Source organism: Pseudomonas sp. SMN11, assembly GCF_052041945.1.
Classification (GTDB): Bacteria; Pseudomonadota; Gammaproteobacteria; order Pseudomonadales; family Pseudomonadaceae; genus Aquipseudomonas.
Map to the genome: position 1 here is coordinate 19955 of NZ_JBKGGW010000008.1, position 17294 is coordinate 37248.

Below are 17294 nucleotides of genomic sequence, written 5' to 3' on the forward strand. Positions count from 1 at the left end.
TCCCGCGAAGAGGCCAGTCCAGGCGAAATACTTCTCGAAATCAAAAGCCCAATAAATTCAAACCCTTGGCGAACCCTATGGATTCCCGCTAGCATCCCCCCAGCCATTTGCGCCAATAATAAGTCCAAGCCCGCAGCGCCCAACCATCGAGGCCAGCATGTACATCTATCGTTTGGTCCTGCTTCTGGTCGTGGGGATCTACCTGTTCTCCCCGGCCATCATGGACTGGTGGATCGAACCGACCGGTGCCTGGTACCGCCCCTACCTGCTCTGGCTGATCCTGATCGTCGTCACCTTCATCCTGCAGAGCCAACGAGATGCCGATGAGCTTTAGCCTGACCCAGATGATCCTGATCAGCGCCGCGTACCTCATGGTGCTGTTCGGTGTGGCCTGGATCAGCGAGCGTGGGCTGATTCCGCGCTCCATCATTCGCCACCCGCTGACCTACACCCTGTCGCTGGGCGTCTACGCTAGCGCCTGGGCCTTCTATGGCTCGGTGGGCCTGGCCTACCAGTACGGCTACGGTTTCCTCGCCTGTTACCTGGGGGTGTCCGGTGCATTCCTGCTGGCACCGGTGCTGCTGTATCCGATCCTCAAGATCACCCGCACCTACCAGTTGTCGTCGCTGGCCGACCTGCTGGCGTTCCGCTTTCGCAGCACTTGGGCCGGCGCGCTGACCACGATCATCATGCTGATCGGCGTGCTGCCCTTGCTGGCCCTGCAGATCCAGGCGGTGGCCGACTCGATCAGCATCCTCACCGGCGAGCCGGTCAAGGCCCGGGTGGCCTTTGCCTTCTGTACGCTGATCATCCTGTTCACCATCTTCTTCGGCTCACGGCACATCGCCACGCGTGAAAAACACGAAGGCCTGGTGTTCGCCATCGCCTTCGAGTCGGTGATCAAGCTGCTGGCCCTGGGCGGCATCGGCCTGTATGCGCTGTATGGCGTGTTCGGTGGCCCCCATGAGCTGGAAGTATGGCTGCTGCAGAACCAGACCGCCCTGGCGGCGCTGCATACGCCGCTGCAGGAAGGCCCTTGGCGCACCCTGTTGCTGGTGTTCTTCGCCTCGGCCATCGTCATGCCGCACATGTACCACATGGCCTTCACCGAAAACCTCAACCCGCGCGCGCTGGTCAGCGCCAGCTGGGGCCTGCCGCTGTTCCTGCTGCTGATGAGCCTGGCGGTGCCGCTGGTACTGTGGGCAGGCCTGCGCCTGGGGGCGAGCACCAACCCTGAGTACTTCACCCTGGGCCTGGGGATTGCCGCCAACAACCAGGCACTGACGTTGCTCGCCTACGTTGGCGGCCTTGCATCCGCCAGTGGGCTGATCATCGTCACTACGCTTGCCTTGTCGGGCATGGCCCTCAACCACTTGGTGCTGCCGCTGTACCAGCCACCGGCCGAGGGCAATATCTACCGCTGGCTGAAATGGACGCGCCGCGCGCTGATCGTCGCCATCATCACTGCCGGGTTCGTCTTCTACCTGACCCAGAACAACCACCAGAGCCTGGCCAACCTGGGTATCGTCGCCTTCGTCGCCACTCTGCAGTTCTTGCCTGGCGTGCTGTCGGTGCTGTACTGGCCGACCGCCAACCGCCGCGGTTTCATCGCCGGCTTGCTGGCCGGGACCCTGGTGTGGATGGTGACCATGCTGCTGCCGCTGTTGGGCAACCTGCAGGGCTTCTATATCCCGTTGCTGGACATGATCTATGTGCTCGACGACACCAGCTGGCACATGGCGGCCATTGCCTCGCTGGCGGCCAACGTCCTGCTGTTCACCCTGATTTCGCTGTTCACCAATGCCAGCAGTGAAGAAGTCAGCGCCGCCGAAGCCTGCGCCGTGGACAACGTACGCCGGCCACAGCGCCGCGAGCTGCATGCCGCCTCGCCGCAGGAATTCGCCACCCAGCTGGCCAAACCGCTGGGCGCCAAGGCGGCGCAGAAGGAGGTCGAACAGGCCCTGCGCGACCTCTACCTGCCGTTCGACGAGCGCCGCCCCTATGCCCTGCGCCGCCTGCGTGACCGTATCGAGGCCAACCTCTCCGGGCTGATGGGGCCGAGTGTGGCCCAGGACATGGTCGAGACCTTCCTGCCGTACAAGTCCGGTAACGAGAACTACGTCACCGAGGACATCCACTTCATCGAAAGCCGCCTGGAAGACTACCACTCGCGCCTTACCGGCCTTGCCGCCGAACTCGACGCGCTGCGCCGCTACCACCGCCAGACCCTCCAAGAGCTACCCATGGGCGTCTGCTCGCTGGCCAAGGATCAGGAAATCCTGATGTGGAACAAGGCCATGGAAGAGCTGACCGGCATTGCCGCCAAGCACGTCGTCGGCTCACGGCTGGTGACCATCAGCGAGCCCTGGCGCGGCCTGCTGCAGGGCTTCATCAACGTGCCCGACGAACACCTGCACAAGCAGCGCCTGGCACTGGACGGCCAGCCGCGCTGGCTGAACCTGCACAAGGCAGCCATCGACGAGCCCCTGGCGCCGGGTAACAGCGGCCTGGTGCTGCTGGTAGAGGACCTTACCGAAACCCAGGCACTGGAAGACAAGCTGGTGCACTCCGAGCGCCTGGCCAGCATCGGCCGCCTGGCTGCCGGTGTCGCCCACGAAATCGGCAACCCGATCACCGGCATCGCCTGCCTGGCGCAGAACCTGCGCGAGGAGCGCGAAGGCGATGGCGAAATCATCGAGCTGTCCAGCCAGATCCTCGAACAGACCAAGCGCGTGTCGCGCATCGTCCAGTCGTTGATGAGCTTCGCCCACGCCGGTGGTAGTCATCAGAACAGCGAAGAACCGGTGTGCCTGGCCGAGGTGGCGCAAGACGCCATCGGTCTGCTGGCATTGAACCGGCGCAACTTCGAAGTCCAGTTCTTCAACCTCTGCGACCCGGACCATTGGGCCGAGGGGGATCCGCAGCGCCTCGCCCAGGTGCTGATCAACCTGCTCTCCAACGCCCGCGATGCCTCGCCGCCCGGCAGTGCCGTGCGTGTGCGCAGTGAAGTCAGCGAGCACACCGTCGACCTGATCGTCGAGGACGAAGGCAGCGGGATCCCGAAGAACATCATGGACCGCCTGTTCGAGCCATTCTTCACCACCAAGGACCCGGGCGAAGGAACCGGACTGGGGCTCGCTCTGGTCTATTCCATCGTGGAAGAGCATTATGGGCAAATCACCATCGACAGCCCGGCCGACATCGAACGGCAACGTGGCACCCGGATCCGCGTGACCCTGCCCCGGCATGTCGTAGCGACGTCCCCTGAAATTCGAGACCGTCGAGAGAATTGAATCAATGCCGCACATTCTGATCGTCGAAGACGAAACCATCATCCGCTCGGCCCTGCGCCGGCTGCTCGAACGGAACCAGTACCAGGTCAGCGAAGCCGGCTCGGTGCAGGAAGCCCAGGAACGCTTCAGCATTGCCACCTTCGACCTGATCGTCAGCGACCTGCGCCTGCCGGGCGCCCCGGGTACCGAGCTGATCAAGCTTGGCCAGGGCACACCGGTGCTGATCATGACCAGCTACGCCAGCCTGCGCTCGGCGGTGGACTCGATGAAGATGGGCGCGGTGGACTACATCGCCAAGCCATTCGACCACGATGAAATGCTCCAGGCCGTGGCGCGCATTCTGCGCGACCGCCAGAATGCCCCTGCTGCCGCGCCAGCCCCGGCCGCTGAGCCGCGGACCAACGGCAAGGCCGCGCCAGCCGACAAGACTGCCAGTGCCGCCAATGGCGAAATCGGCATCATCGGTTCGTGCCCGCCGATGCAGGACATGTACAGCAAGATCCGCAAGGTTGCACCCACCGACTCCAACGTGCTGATCCAGGGTGAGTCGGGCACTGGCAAGGAGCTGGTCGCCCGCGCGCTGCACAATCTTTCGCGTCGTGCCAAGGCGCCGATGATTTCGGTGAACTGCGCGGCGATTCCGGAAACCCTGATCGAATCGGAACTGTTCGGCCACGAAAAAGGTGCATTCACCGGCGCCAGCGCCGGCCGTGCTGGCTTGGTGGAAGCCGCCGACGGTGGCACCCTGTTCCTCGACGAAATCGGCGAACTGCCGCTCGAAGCCCAGGCGCGCCTGCTGCGTGTGCTGCAGGAAGGCGAGATTCGCCGGGTCGGTTCGGTACAGTCGCAGAAAGTCGACGTGCGCCTGATCGCCGCGACCCACCGCGACCTGAAGAACCTGGCCAAGGCCGGGCAGTTCCGCGAAGACCTTTATTACCGCCTGCACGTGATCGCCCTGAAGTTGCCGGCCCTGCGCGAGCGCGGCAGTGACGTCAACGAGATCGCCAACGCCTTCCTCGCCCGCCAGAGCGCGCGCATCGGCCGTGACGACCTGCACTTCTCGGCCGAGGCCGAGCAAGCCATTCGTCACTACAGCTGGCCGGGTAACGTGCGCGAGCTGGAAAACGCCGTGGAGCGTGCGGTGATCCTCAGCGAGAGCGCGGAAATTTCCGCCGACATGCTGGGCATCGACATCGAGCTGAGCGACCTTGAAGAGGATGACATCCTCGACAATGCCCTGGTCGCGGCCAGCGCCAGCAGTGCAAGCCATGAGCCGACCGAGGACCTGTCGCTGGAAGACTACTTCCAGCACTTCGTGCTCGAGCACCAGGACCACATGACCGAGACCGAGCTCGCACGCAAGCTCGGTGTCAGCCGCAAGTGCCTGTGGGAGCGGCGCCAGCGCCTGGGCATCCCGCGGCGCAAGAGCAATGCGACCAGCGACAACTGATTCAGATCTCCGTTGGCCTTACCGGCCTCTTCGCGAGGAAGCCCGCGAAGAGGCCGGTAGGGCCACAGCTCCTCCCCCAGGTAACACCTCAGTCCCGCACAAAATCTGTTACCCAACCTTTCCGGCGTAACAGTTCCCGAGGTGTACGGTAACGAAAAATCTACATTTTCGACCTGCCGAAATCTTCCAAAACGCCTCAACCCCTTGATTTTACTGGACTTCGAAAAGTTGGCACGGCACCTGCTATGTATCTAGTACAAGAACAATAACAAGCACAGCAACTCAGAATAAGAACAAGACGAAACGGCTCACGCACAATAAAAACAAGACGGCGGAGGCGCAGCTAACTGATTCTTTTGGAGAGGATGCGTGTTTGGGGCTTGCCCCACGACCAGGCAGAGAACAACAAAAACTGCACTTAAAAGCAGCGCCTGAACTGGTTGGATCGAAGGATCAACGTGACATCAGCGGCCAAAGCAATCCGTTTGCTCTTTACCCCCGGATTGGGGGTCGTCCACAAGCTTCGAGATTTGTGGACAGGGCACTCAACAAAAACAAGAAGCCCAGTAAAAAAACAATAAGAGCACGCAACGACTTCTTGGGGAGCTTAGGCTCCCCTTGTCGTTTCTCCCCTTCGGCAGGCTCTCCTGCTACCGCCTACACCATTCCCCGAGTAAATGCTAGAATCCCCGCCCATCATGCGGCCATTCTCCTATTCTTGGCCGAACATTCCTTCAAACAGTGCATCCCATGCTGAAGAAGCTGTTCCAGTCGTTCCGCCCTCCCGTACCGGGCCAGCACCACAGGCGTACCACGCCTGAGGTGATCAACAAGAGCCAACACTCGCTGCAGCGCCACCAGTTCAGCCGCCACGCGGTGAACATCGTCGAGCGCCTGCAGAGTGCGGGCTACCAGGCATACCTGGTCGGTGGCTGCGTCCGCGACCTGATGCTGGGCATCACGCCCAAGGACTTCGACGTCGCCACCAGCGCCACGCCCGAGCAGGTCCGTGCCGAGTTCCGCAACGCGCGCATCATCGGTCGGCGCTTCAAGCTGGTCCACGTGCATTTCGGCCGTGAGATCATCGAAGTCGCTACCTTCCGCGCGCCCCACTCGGAAGACGACCAGGGCGACAGCCACCGTTCGTCGCACAACGCCAGTGGTCGTATCCTGCGTGACAACGTGTACGGCACCTTGGAAGAAGACGCGCAGCGCCGCGACTTCACCATCAACGCCCTTTATTACGATCCGGTCAGCGAGCGCATCCTCGACTACGCCAACGGTGTGCACGACATCCGCAACCGCTTGTTGCGTCTGATCGGCGACCCGACCCACCGCTACCAGGAAGACCCGGTGCGCATGCTGCGTGCCGTGCGTTTCGCCGCCAAGCTCGACTTCGGCATCGAGAAGCACACCTTCCAGCCGATCCGCAAACTGGCCCCGCTGCTGCGCGAGATCCCGCCAGCACGCCTGTTCGAGGAATGCCTCAAGCTGTTCCTCTCCGGCCAGGGGGCCATCGCCTTCGAAATGCTGGTCGACCTGGAGCTGTTCGAGCCGCTGTTCCCGGCCAGTGCCCATGCCCTGGACGAGCGCCCGACTTACACTCATACCCTGATCAGCCAGGCGCTGAACAACACCGACCTGCGCGTCAAGCAAGGCAAGCCGGTCACCCCGGCGTTCCTGTTCGCCGCCCTGCTCTGGCCAGCCCTGCCAGGCCGCGTGCTGCACCTGCAGAGCCAAGGCGTGCCGCCGATTCCGGCCATGAACGGTGCGGCCCACGACCTGATTGCCGAACAGTGCGCGCGCATCGCTATCCCCAAGCGTTTCACCCTGCCGATCCGCGAGATCTGGGACATGCAGGAACGCCTGCCGCGCCGCAGTGGCAAGCGTGCCGACCTGCTGCTCGACAACCCACGCTTCCGTGCCGGTTACGACTTCCTGCTGCTGCGCGAAAGCGCCGGCGAGGAAACCGACGACCTCGGCCAGTGGTGGACCGACTACCAGGATGCCAACGACAGCGAGCGCCGCGAGATGATCCGCGAGCTTGGCAGCCGTGACGAAGGTACCGGTGCCGGCCCGCGCAAACGCAAGCGCAGTGGCAGCAAGCGCAAGCGCAGTGGCGGCGACGAGGCGTTCGAGTGACCACGCGCGCCTTCATCGGCCTGGGCAGCAATCTGGACGCGCCCGCAGAACAACTGCGCAGCGCCCTGCAGGCGCTCGACCAGATTGCCGACAGCCGCCTGGCGGGCGCATCGGCGCTGTACACCAGCGACTCGCTGCTGCCCGGCCAACCGCGTTACACCAACGCGGTAGCAGCCCTAGACACCGCCCTGGCACCGCTGGACCTGCTCGACGCGCTGCAGGCCATCGAGAACGATCAGGGCCGTGTGCGCCAGGAACGCTGGGGCCCGCGCACCCTCGACCTGGATATCCTGCTGTTCGGTGACCAGGTGATCGACGTGCCACGCCTGCAGGTGCCGCACTACCACATGCATGCGCGCCCCTTCGTTCTGTACCCGTTGGCCGAACTGGTGGCGGATGACTTCTGCCTGGCCGATGGCCGCGCCCTCACCCAGTTGCTCGAAGCGTGCCCGTTCGTCGGTCTGGAACGCCTGTAAACCGGGCGTTTGAGACATTATTCAGAACACGGTAACGCCAGTAACACCCTGTTAGTAACATTGCGGTAACAGGGTGATTGACTTCCCCCACCTCGCTCACGACTATAGGCGTCCCGTGTGACACCAAAGTGCCGCACACCCGTATTTAGGCCCGGACGGACCTGTGCCCGAACATCACGCGCGATGATGTGCCGCTCCGGAAGATGACTACACGCGTTGTATGCAGTCGTTTTTCACAGCGCCTGAACGAGGATTTTCCTACATGCCTGAAGTAACCCTGACCACCCTGCATAGCCTCAAGGCCAAGGGTGAAAAGATCACCATGCTGACCTGCTACGATGCAACCTTCGCCAAGGCCTGCAGCCAGGCCGGCGTCGACGTGTTGCTGGTGGGCGACTCCCTGGGCATGGTCCTGCAGGGCCATGACAGCACGCTGCCCGTCACCACTGCCGAGATGGCCTACCACACGGCCTGCGTCAAACGCGGCAACGACGGTGCGCTGATCCTCGCCGACCTGCCGTTCATGGCCCACGCCACACCCGAGCAGGCCTTTGCCAACTGCGCCACGCTGATGCAGGCCGGTGCCCAGATGATCAAGCTCGAAGGCGCCGCCTGGCTGGCCGAAACCATCCGCCTGCTGGCCGAACGCGGTGTGCCGGTGTGTGCGCACATGGGCCTGACCCCGCAGACCGTCAACGTGCTGGGCGGTTACAAGGTCCAGGGCCGCCAGGAAGCGCAGGCGCGGCAGATGCGCGCTGACGCTATTGCCCTGGAGCAAGCCGGCGCGGCGATGCTGCTGCTCGAATGCGTACCAAGCGAACTGGCTGCGGAAATCACCCAGGCGGTGAGCATTCCGGTGATCGGCATCGGTGCCGGTAGTGCCACCGATGGCCAGGTACTGGTCCTCCACGACATGCTCGGCCTGTCACTGAGCGGCCGGGTACCGAAGTTCGTGAAGAACTTCATGGCAGGCCAACCCGACATTCAGAGCGCCCTCACCGCCTACGTCAAGGCCGTCAAGGACGTTACCTTCCCCGCTGCCGAGCACGGATTCAGCGCATGAACACAGTCAAGACCGTCCGCGAACTGCGTGCCGCCGTCGCCCGTGCGCGCGGCGAAGGCAAGCGCATCGGCTTCGTGCCGACCATGGGCAACCTGCACAGCGGCCACGCCGCGCTGGTGACCAAGGCCGCCCAACGTGCCGATTTCGTGGTCGCCAGCATCTTCGTCAACCCACTGCAGTTCGGTGCCAACGAAGACCTCGATAAATACCCGCGTACCCTTGCCGCCGATCAGGAGCGCCTGCTGCAGGCAGGTTGCAACCTGCTGTTCGCGCCCACCGTGGAAGAGATGTACCCCGACGGCATGAGCGTGCAAACCCGCGTCAGCGTGCCCAACCTGTCCGAAGGCTTGTGCGGTGCCAGCCGCCCTGGTCATTTCGAGGGCGTGGCGACCGTGGTCAGCAAGCTGTTCAACATGGTTCAGCCGGATCTGGCCGTGTTTGGCGAAAAGGATTACCAGCAGCTGGCGGTGATCCGCGCCATGGTGCGTGACCTGAACATGCCGATTCAGATCATCGGCGAGCCGACCGTGCGGGCCGAAGATGGCTTGGCGCTGTCGTCGCGCAATGGTTACCTGACAACTGAGCAACGGGCTACGGCGCCGGTGGTGTATCGCACGTTGCAGCAGATCGGCGAGGCGCTGGGTCGCGGCCAGGTGGATTTCGCGGCACTGATCGAGCAAGGCAAGGCGCAGCTGAGCGCTGCCGGCCTGCGTCCGGATTATCTGGACGTGCGCCATGCACTGACTCTACGCCCGGCGACCTTTGGCGACCGGGACCTGGTGATCCTGGTTGCGGCGTATCTGGGTAACACCCGATTGATCGACAACCTGTATCTGCACCTGGACGATAAGACCGCATAACCCTCCTGGGGCCGCTTGGCGGCCCCAAAATCCTCCCTTCATACCCATTCCCTGCGCGCGGCCTTTGCCTATAATGATGGCCAGCCTGAACCCGGCAATGACTGCCATGTCCAAGACACACCTCGCATCAAGGAATTCCGCGCAATGGCGTATTACCGCACCCCCCACGATGTTACGGCCCTGCCTGCCTGGCAGGCCCTGCAACAACACCGCGACGCCATGCAAGGCTTCAGCATGCGCGAAGCCTTTGCCGCCGACGCCAAGCGCTTCGACCAGTTCTCCCTGAGCAGCTGTGGGCTGTTCCTCGACTATTCGAAAAACCTGATCACCGATGAAACCCAAGATCTTCTGGTGAACCTGGCCGAACAAGTCGGCCTGCAGGACGCGATCAAGTCGATGTTCAGCGGCGAGATCATCAATGCCTCGGAAGGTCGCCCGGTGCTGCACACCGCGCTGCGCCGCCCGGTAGGCGACAAGCTCAGCGTCAATGGCGTCAACGTGATGCCGGAAGTACACAAGGTACTCAACCAGATCACCGAGCTGGTCGGCCGTATTCATGACGGCCTGTGGCGTGGCTACAGCGAAAAGCCGATCACCGATGTGGTCAACATCGGCATCGGTGGCTCGTTCCTCGGCCCCGAGCTGGTCTCCGAAGCCCTGCTGCCTTATGCCCAGCGCGGCGTGCGCTGCCACTACCTGGCCAATATCGACGGTAGCGAGTTCCATGAACTGTCGGCGAACCTGCGCGCCGAAACCACGCTGTTCATCGTCTCGTCTAAGTCGTTCAACACCCTCGAGACCTTGAAAAACGCCATGGCCGCGCGCACCTGGTACCTCGCCCAGGGCGGCTCGGAAGCCGAGCTGTACCGCCACTTCATCGCAGTCTCAAGCAACAAGGCCGCTGCCGTGGCCTTCGGTATCCGCGAAGAAAACATCTTCCCGATGTGGGACTGGGTAGGTGGGCGCTATTCGCTGTGGTCGGCCATCGGCCTGCCGATCGCCCTGGCCATCGGCACCGCCAACTTCAAGGAGCTGCTGTCGGGCGCCTACACCATGGACCAGCACTTCCAGACCGCGCCGTTCGACAAGAACATGCCGGTGTTGCTGGCCCTGCTGGGGGTCTGGTATGGCAACTTCTGGGGCGCCAGCAGCCACGCGATCCTGCCGTACGACCATTACCTGCGCAACATCACCAAGCACCTGCAACAGCTGGACATGGAGTCCAACGGCAAGAGTGTGCTGCAGGATGGTACCCCGGTGAAGACCGATACCGGCCCGGTGATCTGGGGCGGCGTCGGCTGCAACGGCCAACATGCCTACCACCAGTTGCTGCACCAGGGCACCCAGCTGATCCCGGCCGACTTCATCGTGCCAGTAGTCAGCTTCAACCCGGTGGCTGACCACCATCAGTGGCTGTACGCCAACTGCCTGTCGCAGAGCCAGGCGCTGATGCTCGGCAAGACCCGCGAAGAAGCCGAAGCCGAACTGCGCCAGAAGGGCCTGAACGAAGCGGACATCGAGAAGCTCGCGCCGCACAAGGTGATCCCGGGCAACCGCCCGAGCAACACCCTGGTGGTCGAGCGGATCAGCCCGCGCCGCTTGGGCGCTCTGGTGGCGATGTACGAACACAAGGTGTTCGTGCAGAGCGTGATCTGGGGCATCAACGCCTTCGACCAGTGGGGCGTGGAGCTGGGCAAGGAGCTGGGCAAAGGTGTTTACCAGCGCCTGGTCGGCAGCCTGGAAGACAGCGCCGAAGATGGCTCCACCCAAGGCCTCATCAACTACTTCCGCGGCCGTCACCGCGGTTGACCTGATCGAGCAGGACCGCTTTTTGTAGGAGCGGCCTTGTGTCGCGAAAGGGCCGCAAAGCGGCCCTGGCGATATCAGTTGCGAAGCTCAGATCCTGGGGGCGCTACCCACCCCTTTCGCGACACAAGGCCGCTCCTACAACCATGCCCCCGCCCTCAAGGAACATCACCACTAGCTACACTGTCCATCGAATAGCCGTTGCCGTCCCTCCGACAAGAGCAGGACCACCCGCCATGATCGATATCAAGCAGTATCCCCAAGCCCTGGCCGTCAGCCAGTCCGCCAGCCTCTCCCCCGACGACTACCAGCGCCTCTACCGCCAGTCGGTCGATGACCCCGACACATTCTGGGCCGAACAGGCCAAACGCCTGGACTGGGTCAAGCCTTGGTCGAGCGTGCAGCAATGCGACCTGAAGACCGGCGAGGCCCGCTGGTTCGACGGCGCCCAACTGAACGTCAGCTACAACTGCATCGATCGTCACCTGGCCCGGCGCGGCGAGCAGACTGCCCTGCTGTGGGAAGGCGACGACCCCAAGGATTCCACGGCCATCAGCTACCGCGAACTGCACCGCCAGGTCTGTCGGCTGGCCAATGCCCTGAAGACACGCGGCGTGCACAAAGGCGACCGGGTGTGCATCTACATGCCGATGATTCCCGAAGCCGCCTATGCCATGCTCGCCTGCACGCGGATCGGTGCGATTCATTCGGTGGTGTTCGGCGGTTTTTCCCCGGATGCGCTGCGTGACCGAATTCTCGATGCCGACTGCCGCACCGTAATCACCGCCGATGAAGGTGTGCGCGGCGGCAAACGCATCCCGCTCAAGCAGAACGTCGACAAGGCCCTTAGCAGCTGCCCGGCGGTCAGCAGCGTGTTCGTGGTGCGCCGAACCGGCGGCGACGTCGCCTGGAGCGAAGGCCGTGACCTCTGGTATCACGAAGTGACCGAAAAGGCCGGCGACGACTGCCAGCCCGAACCGATGGACGCCGAAGCCCCACTGTTCATCCTGTATACCTCCGGCAGTACCGGCAAGCCCAAGGGTGTACTGCACACCACCGCGGGCTACTTGCTGCAGGCGACGATGACCTTCAAGGTGGTGTTCGACTACCGCGACGGCGAGGTGTTCTGGTGCACGGCCGACGTCGGCTGGGTCACGGGCCACAGTTATATCGTCTACGGGCCATTGGCCAACGGCGCGATTTCACTGATGTTCGAAGGCGTCCCCAATTACCCGGACACCTCGCGCTTCTGGCAGGTGGTGGACAAACACCAGGTGAACATCTTCTACACCGCGCCCACTGCACTGCGTGCGTTGATGCGTGAAGGTTCGGCACCGCTGCAGGGCACCTCGCGCAAGAGCCTGCGCCTGCTCGGTAGCGTGGGCGAGCCGATCAACCCTGAAGCCTGGGAGTGGTATTTCGAAGAGGTCGGACAAAAGCGTTGCCCCATCGTCGACACCTGGTGGCAGACCGAAACCGGCGGTATCATGCTCACGCCGCTGCCGGGGGCGCAAAGGCTCAAGCCCGGCTGCGCCACCCAGCCGATGTTCGGCGTGCAACCGGCGCTGCTGGACGAAAAAGGCCAGCTGATCGAAGGCCCAGGCGCCGGCCTGCTGGTGATCAAGGCCAGCTGGCCCGGGCAGATCCGTAGCGTCTACGGCGACCACCAGCGCATGGTCGACACCTACTTCAAACCCATGCCTGGCTACTACTTCACCGGTGACGGCGCCCGCCGCGATGCCGACGGCGACTACTGGATCACCGGGCGCATCGATGATGTGATCAACGTCTCCGGCCACCGAATCGGCACCGCCGAGGTGGAAAGCGCGCTGGTGCTGCACGACAGCGTCGCCGAGGCGGCCGTGGTCGGCTACCCGCACGACCTCAAGGGCCAGGGCGTGTATGCCTTCGTTACCCCCATGAACGGCATCACGCCGGACGACACACTCAAGGCCGAGTTGCTGGCGCTGGTCAGCAAAGAGATCGGCAGCTTCGCCAAGCCAGAGTTGATTCAGTGGGCGCCGGCCTTGCCCAAGACCCGCTCGGGCAAGATCATGCGGCGTATACTGCGCAAGATCGCCTGCAACGAACTGGACAACCTCGGCGACACGTCGACCCTGGCCGACCCGAGCGTGGTTCAGGGCCTGATCGACAAACGCCTCAATCAATAGTGGGCGGCCACGTTCCATGGCCGCCCTGAAACACAGGACGCCATGGAAGCCCTACGCCGACGCATCGAAACCCAGGTCATGAGCCTCACCGGGCTGGCTCTCGGCCAGCTCGACCTCGAATCCCCCAAGGGCGACCCCGGCTTGTTTGGCCCGCACAGTATCAGCTGGCGGGTACATGGCGACTTCCCGAGCATGTTGGTAGGCGGCATCAGCGCCCTGATGCTACAGCTGCTGCACCCGCTGGCCCTGGCCGGGGTGTGGGACCACTCCAACTTCCGCGAAGACCTGCTCGGGCGCCTGCGTCGTACCAGTCAGTTCATCTCCGGCACCACATTCGGTTCCACCCGTGACGCGGAATGGTTGATCGACAAGGTGCGCACCATCCACCTGCAGGTAACCGGTACAGCACCAGACGGCCGCCCCTATGCGGCCAGCGACCCGGACCTGCTGACCTGGGTGCATGTGGCCGAAGTCAGCAGTTTTCTCGCTGCCCATTTGCGCTACCGCGATCCTCAACTCTCACGTGCCGATCAGGACGCCTATTACGCCGAGATCGCCCTGATCGCCGAACGCCTCGGTGCCCGTGGAGTGCCACGCTCATGCCAGCAGGTCGAGGATTATCTGCTGCAGATGCGCCCGCACCTGCAATGCAGCCCGCAGAGTCTGGAAGTGGTCAGGATCCTGCTTGAAGCCCCTGCCCCGAGCCGCCTTGCCGAGCCGGTCGGCAAGCTGATGCTGCATGCCGGCATCGACCTGCTGCCGGATTGGGCCCAGGCCATGCTCGGCCTACAGCAAGGGCCGCTGCAACGGCGCATGATCCGCCTTGGCCTGCGCCGCACGGCACCGATCCTGCGCTGGGCCATGCGTGACGGTTCGGCGCATCGGGCCAAGCGACGCATGGGCATCGAGTGACGGGAAATGGTCGCCTCAGCGGAACCGATTTAACGTGCCATACTCCAAGCACTCCTGCTTAGACAGACGAAGCGACACATGTACAAAGGATTGACTCGCGCCCTCGGCGCCCTGTTGGCTCTCGTGGCCCTCTACAGCCTGCTCGGTTTCCTCATTCTCCCTGGTGTCGCCTTGCGTATCGCCAACCAGCAGCTGGCGCAATACGCCACCGTGCCGGCGCACCTTCAACGCATCGAGCTCAATCCCTTCAGCCTCGAGCTGACAGTGTGGGGCCTGCAACTCGGCGAGCCCGGCAAGGAGCAGGTCGGCTTCGAACGCCTGTACGCCAACCTGGCGCTCGACAGCCTGTGGAAACGTGCACTGCATCTGCAGGCGATCGAGCTCGACAAGCCACGCAACGAGGTGCTGTTCGCCAAGGACGGCACGCTCAACCTGACCCAACTTTTCAAGTTGCCCGCCAGCGAACCCAAGCCGGACCAGCCGCCAAGCGACCCGTTCCCACTGCGTATCGACAGTATCAAGCTGAGCGGCGGCTACTTGCATTTTCAGGATCAGCGCCCGAGCGAGCCGATCGAGTTCGTCTACGACGACATGAACCTGGAGCTGAAGAACCTCAGCACCCTGCCGGACGACAACGCCGACATGACCCTGGTGGCGCTTGGCCCCAACGGTGGGCGGGTCGACTGGAACGGTACCCTCAGCCTGGCGCCGATTGCCTCGGAAGGCACACTGAAGGTCACCGATGGCAAGATGAAGCTGTTCTGGCCCTATGTGCGTGATGCAGTGCCTCTTGTGCTCGAGGACGGCGTATTCAGCCTGGACACCCACTACAAGCTCAACCTGTCCAAGGAAACCGAGCTGTTGCTGGACAACACCGCGCTCAAGATCGCGCCGTTCGCCATCAAGGCCCCGGATGGCCGGCCGTTGGCACGCCTGGCCAGCCTGGAAGTGAGCGAGACATCCATCGACCTGGCCAAGCAGCTGGTCACCGTCGGCAAGGTGCGCAGCGAAAAACTGGAAACCTGGGCAGCCCTGGAAAAGGACGGTCAACTCGACTGGCAGCAGCTGTTCGCCAGCCAGCCGGCCAAGGCCACGCCGAAAGAAAAGGCCGAGCCAGCTGCTGCCGAACCCACCGCAGAAGAAAAAGCTGCGAAAACGCCGAGCAAACCCTGGCAGGTACTGCTCAAGGACGTGCAACTGCGCAACTATCAGGTCCACCTTGCCGACCGCAGCCAGAAGGAGCCGGTGGCACTGGATGTTGGCCCGTTGAACCTCGACATGCAGGGTTTCGACAGCCTCAACCAGTCGCCTTTCACGCTCAAGCTCGACACTGGCATTGGCAAGCAAGGCAAGCTGCAGGCGGCCGGCGAAGTGAACCTGGCACCCGTCACGGCCAAGCTCGATGTCAGCACCCGTGATATCGACCTGCGTGTCGCCCAGGCCTACATCAGCCCGTTCATTCGCCTCGAACTGCGCAGTGGCATGCTCGCCAGCGACCTCAAGGTCGACCTCAAGAGTACCGAGCCACTGGCCTTCAGCGTCGCCGGCAAGGCACAGGTCAACCAGCTGCACACCCTGGACACCATCAAGGGCCGAGACTTCGTCAAATGGCAGCAAGTCAACGTCGATGGCCTGTCGTATGTGCACGGTGATGCCCTGTCGATCGACAAGGTGACCCTGCTGCAGCCCTACGCGCGCTTCATCATCAACGAAGACCGCACCACCAGTGTCGACGACCTGCTCATCCCGCAACCGGCCGGCGCCCCGGCCCGCGGCCCCGCCAAGCCAGCCAGCGCCGCGACCAGCAAACCTTTGGGCATCCACATCGGCCAGATCGACATCAATGATGGCTCGGCCAACTTCGCCGACCTGACCCTGACACCGAACTTCGCCACCGCCATCCAGCAGCTCAATGGCCAGATCGGCACCATCGACAACCGCAAGCCGGCACCGGCCAAGGTCGACGTCAAAGGCAAGGTCGACCGATATGCCCCGGTCACCATCAAGGGCGCACTCAACCCGTTCAACCCGCTGGCCAGCCTGGATATCGCCACCAGCTTCAAGCGCGTCGAACTGACCACCCTGACGCCCTACTCCGGCAAGTTCGCCGGCTTCCGCATCCGCAAGGGGCGGTTGAACCTCGACCTGCATTATCTGATCACCAACGGCCAGCTCAAGGCCGAAAACAAGGTGGTGGTCGAGCAGCTGCAGCTGGGGGAAAAGGTCGATAGCCCCGATGCAGTGGATCTGCCGATCCGCTTGGCTATCGCCCTGCTCAAAGACACCGAAGGCCGGATCTCCATCGAACTGCCGGTTTCGGGTGACCTGAACAATCCCCAGTTCAGCGTCATGCCAATCGTCTGGCAGACCTTGCGCAACCTGGTGCTGCGCGCGGCCCAGGCGCCGTTCAAGTTCATTGGCGGGCTGATTGCCGGGGGTGGCTCGGAAGACCTCGGCACCGTGGCCTTCGCCCCAGGCTCCAGCGAGCTCACTGGCGATGCACAATCGGCCCTGGACAAGCTGGCATCAGCACTGAAGGAGCGCCCGGAATTGCGCCTGGAAATCGAAGGCACCAGCGCCCAGAGCAGCGACGGCCCATTGATTGCCCAGCAGCGTCTGGAGCGCGAATACCAGGCGACCTGGTACAAGATTCTGCAACGCCGTGGCGACAAGGTACCGGCCAATGCCTCGATGCTGCTGGTCGATGACAGCGACAAACCGGCGATGCTCGAAGGCATCTACCGCACCCGCCTGAAGCAGCAGCCGCCGGCCGAATGGGAGCAGTTGAGCCGTGACGAGCGCACCGCCAAGCTGCGCGAGGCAGTGATCAAGTCCTGGGCTGAAAGCACTGCATTGCTGCGTACTCTTGGCCAGGAGCGGGCCAGCAGCATCAAGGATTACCTGGTCGACAAGGGCAAGCTCGAGGATGACCGGGTGTACTTCATCGATACCAACCTGGGGCAGGCCGAGAGTGATGGGCGAGTGATTACGCCGATGCATCTGGATGCCGAATAGTCAAAAGCCCGTACGCGTTCCTGTAGGAGCCGCCTTGTGTCGCGAAAGGGCCGCACAGCGGCCCCTGGTATTCAATGTTGGTGCAGAGATCGCGGGGCCGCGTTGC

General features: G+C 63.1%; 11 protein-coding genes. All 11 read left to right on the forward strand.

Annotated features, from left to right (window positions below; all coding sequences use genetic code 11):
• Window positions 1-157 precede the first annotated feature (157 nt).
• The 11 genes from ACLEJU_RS09980 (at window position 158) to ACLEJU_RS10030 (ending at window position 17188) form a co-directional block, all read left to right on the forward strand.
• Window positions 158-334: a hypothetical protein gene (locus ACLEJU_RS09980; RefSeq protein ID WP_003250005.1), complete on the forward strand. Its 177-nt coding sequence runs from the start codon at window positions 158-160 to the stop codon at window positions 332-334.
• Window positions 318-3293 (forward strand): sensor histidine kinase, encoded by a 2976-nt coding sequence (locus ACLEJU_RS09985; RefSeq protein WP_163985974.1) that lies wholly within the window; start codon window positions 318-320, stop codon window positions 3291-3293. The genes ACLEJU_RS09980 and ACLEJU_RS09985 overlap by 17 nt, the downstream gene beginning before the upstream one ends.
• Before the next feature lie 4 nt (window positions 3294-3297).
• Window positions 3298-4743, forward strand: coding sequence for a sigma-54-dependent transcriptional regulator (locus tag ACLEJU_RS09990; RefSeq protein ID WP_435423084.1), 1446 nt, complete (start codon window positions 3298-3300; stop codon window positions 4741-4743).
• 750 nt (window positions 4744-5493) lie between these two features.
• The gene (locus tag ACLEJU_RS09995) at window positions 5494-6885 is read left to right on the forward strand and encodes a polynucleotide adenylyltransferase PcnB (protein ID WP_159408815.1); all 1392 of its coding nucleotides are present in this window, start codon (window positions 5494-5496) and stop codon (window positions 6883-6885) included.
• Window positions 6882-7361 carry a 2-amino-4-hydroxy-6-hydroxymethyldihydropteridine diphosphokinase gene (gene folK, locus ACLEJU_RS10000; RefSeq protein ID WP_435423085.1) on the forward strand — a complete coding sequence of 160 codons (480 nt, stop codon included), beginning with the start codon at window positions 6882-6884 and terminating at the stop codon, window positions 7359-7361. The genes ACLEJU_RS09995 and folK overlap by 4 nt, the downstream gene beginning before the upstream one ends.
• Before the next feature lie 262 nt (window positions 7362-7623).
• Window positions 7624-8424 carry a 3-methyl-2-oxobutanoate hydroxymethyltransferase gene (panB, locus tag ACLEJU_RS10005; RefSeq protein ID WP_435423086.1) on the forward strand — a complete coding sequence of 267 codons (801 nt, stop codon included), beginning with the start codon at window positions 7624-7626 and terminating at the stop codon, window positions 8422-8424.
• Window positions 8421-9284, forward strand: a complete 864-nt coding sequence (panC, locus tag ACLEJU_RS10010; RefSeq protein ID WP_435423087.1) for a pantoate--beta-alanine ligase — start codon at window positions 8421-8423, stop codon at window positions 9282-9284. Before panB ends, panC begins: the two co-directional genes overlap by 4 nt.
• Window positions 9285-9428: 144 nt before the next feature.
• Window positions 9429-11093, forward strand: a complete 1665-nt coding sequence (gene pgi, locus ACLEJU_RS10015) for a glucose-6-phosphate isomerase (protein ID WP_435423088.1) — start codon at window positions 9429-9431, stop codon at window positions 11091-11093.
• Between the two features lie 233 nt (window positions 11094-11326).
• Window positions 11327-13261 carry an acetate--CoA ligase gene (acs, locus tag ACLEJU_RS10020; RefSeq protein ID WP_435423089.1) on the forward strand — a complete coding sequence of 645 codons (1935 nt, stop codon included), beginning with the start codon at window positions 11327-11329 and terminating at the stop codon, window positions 13259-13261.
• A gap of 42 nt (window positions 13262-13303) precedes the next feature.
• Window positions 13304-14173 carry an oxygenase MpaB family protein gene (locus ACLEJU_RS10025; RefSeq protein ID WP_435423090.1) on the forward strand — a complete coding sequence of 290 codons (870 nt, stop codon included), beginning with the start codon at window positions 13304-13306 and terminating at the stop codon, window positions 14171-14173.
• Window positions 14174-14251: 78 nt separating this feature from the next.
• On the forward strand, window positions 14252-17188 hold the full coding sequence (locus ACLEJU_RS10030) for a DUF748 domain-containing protein (protein ID WP_435423091.1): 2937 nt from the start codon (window positions 14252-14254) through the stop codon (window positions 17186-17188).
• The last annotated feature ends 106 nt before the right edge of the window (window positions 17189-17294 follow it).

Excerpts from the sequence above, each read along its gene's own strand:
- ACLEJU_RS09980 (WP_003250005.1), top strand. The coding sequence starts at position 158 with ATGTACATCTATCGTTTGGTCCTGCTTCTGGTCGTGGGGATCTACCTG.
- ACLEJU_RS09985 (WP_163985974.1), top strand. The coding sequence starts at position 318 with ATGCCGATGAGCTTTAGCCTGACCCAGATGATCCTGATCAGCGCCGCG.
- ACLEJU_RS09990 (WP_435423084.1), top strand. The coding sequence starts at position 3,298 with ATGCCGCACATTCTGATCGTCGAAGACGAAACCATCATCCGCTCGGCC.
- ACLEJU_RS09995 (WP_159408815.1), top strand. The coding sequence starts at position 5,494 with ATGCTGAAGAAGCTGTTCCAGTCGTTCCGCCCTCCCGTACCGGGCCAG.
- panB (WP_435423086.1), top strand. The coding sequence starts at position 7,624 with ATGCCTGAAGTAACCCTGACCACCCTGCATAGCCTCAAGGCCAAGGGT.
- panC (WP_435423087.1), top strand. The coding sequence starts at position 8,421 with ATGAACACAGTCAAGACCGTCCGCGAACTGCGTGCCGCCGTCGCCCGT.
- pgi (WP_435423088.1), top strand. The coding sequence starts at position 9,429 with ATGGCGTATTACCGCACCCCCCACGATGTTACGGCCCTGCCTGCCTGG.
- acs (WP_435423089.1), top strand. The coding sequence starts at position 11,327 with ATGATCGATATCAAGCAGTATCCCCAAGCCCTGGCCGTCAGCCAGTCC.
- ACLEJU_RS10025 (WP_435423090.1), top strand. The coding sequence starts at position 13,304 with ATGGAAGCCCTACGCCGACGCATCGAAACCCAGGTCATGAGCCTCACC.
- ACLEJU_RS10030 (WP_435423091.1), top strand. The coding sequence starts at position 14,252 with ATGTACAAAGGATTGACTCGCGCCCTCGGCGCCCTGTTGGCTCTCGTG.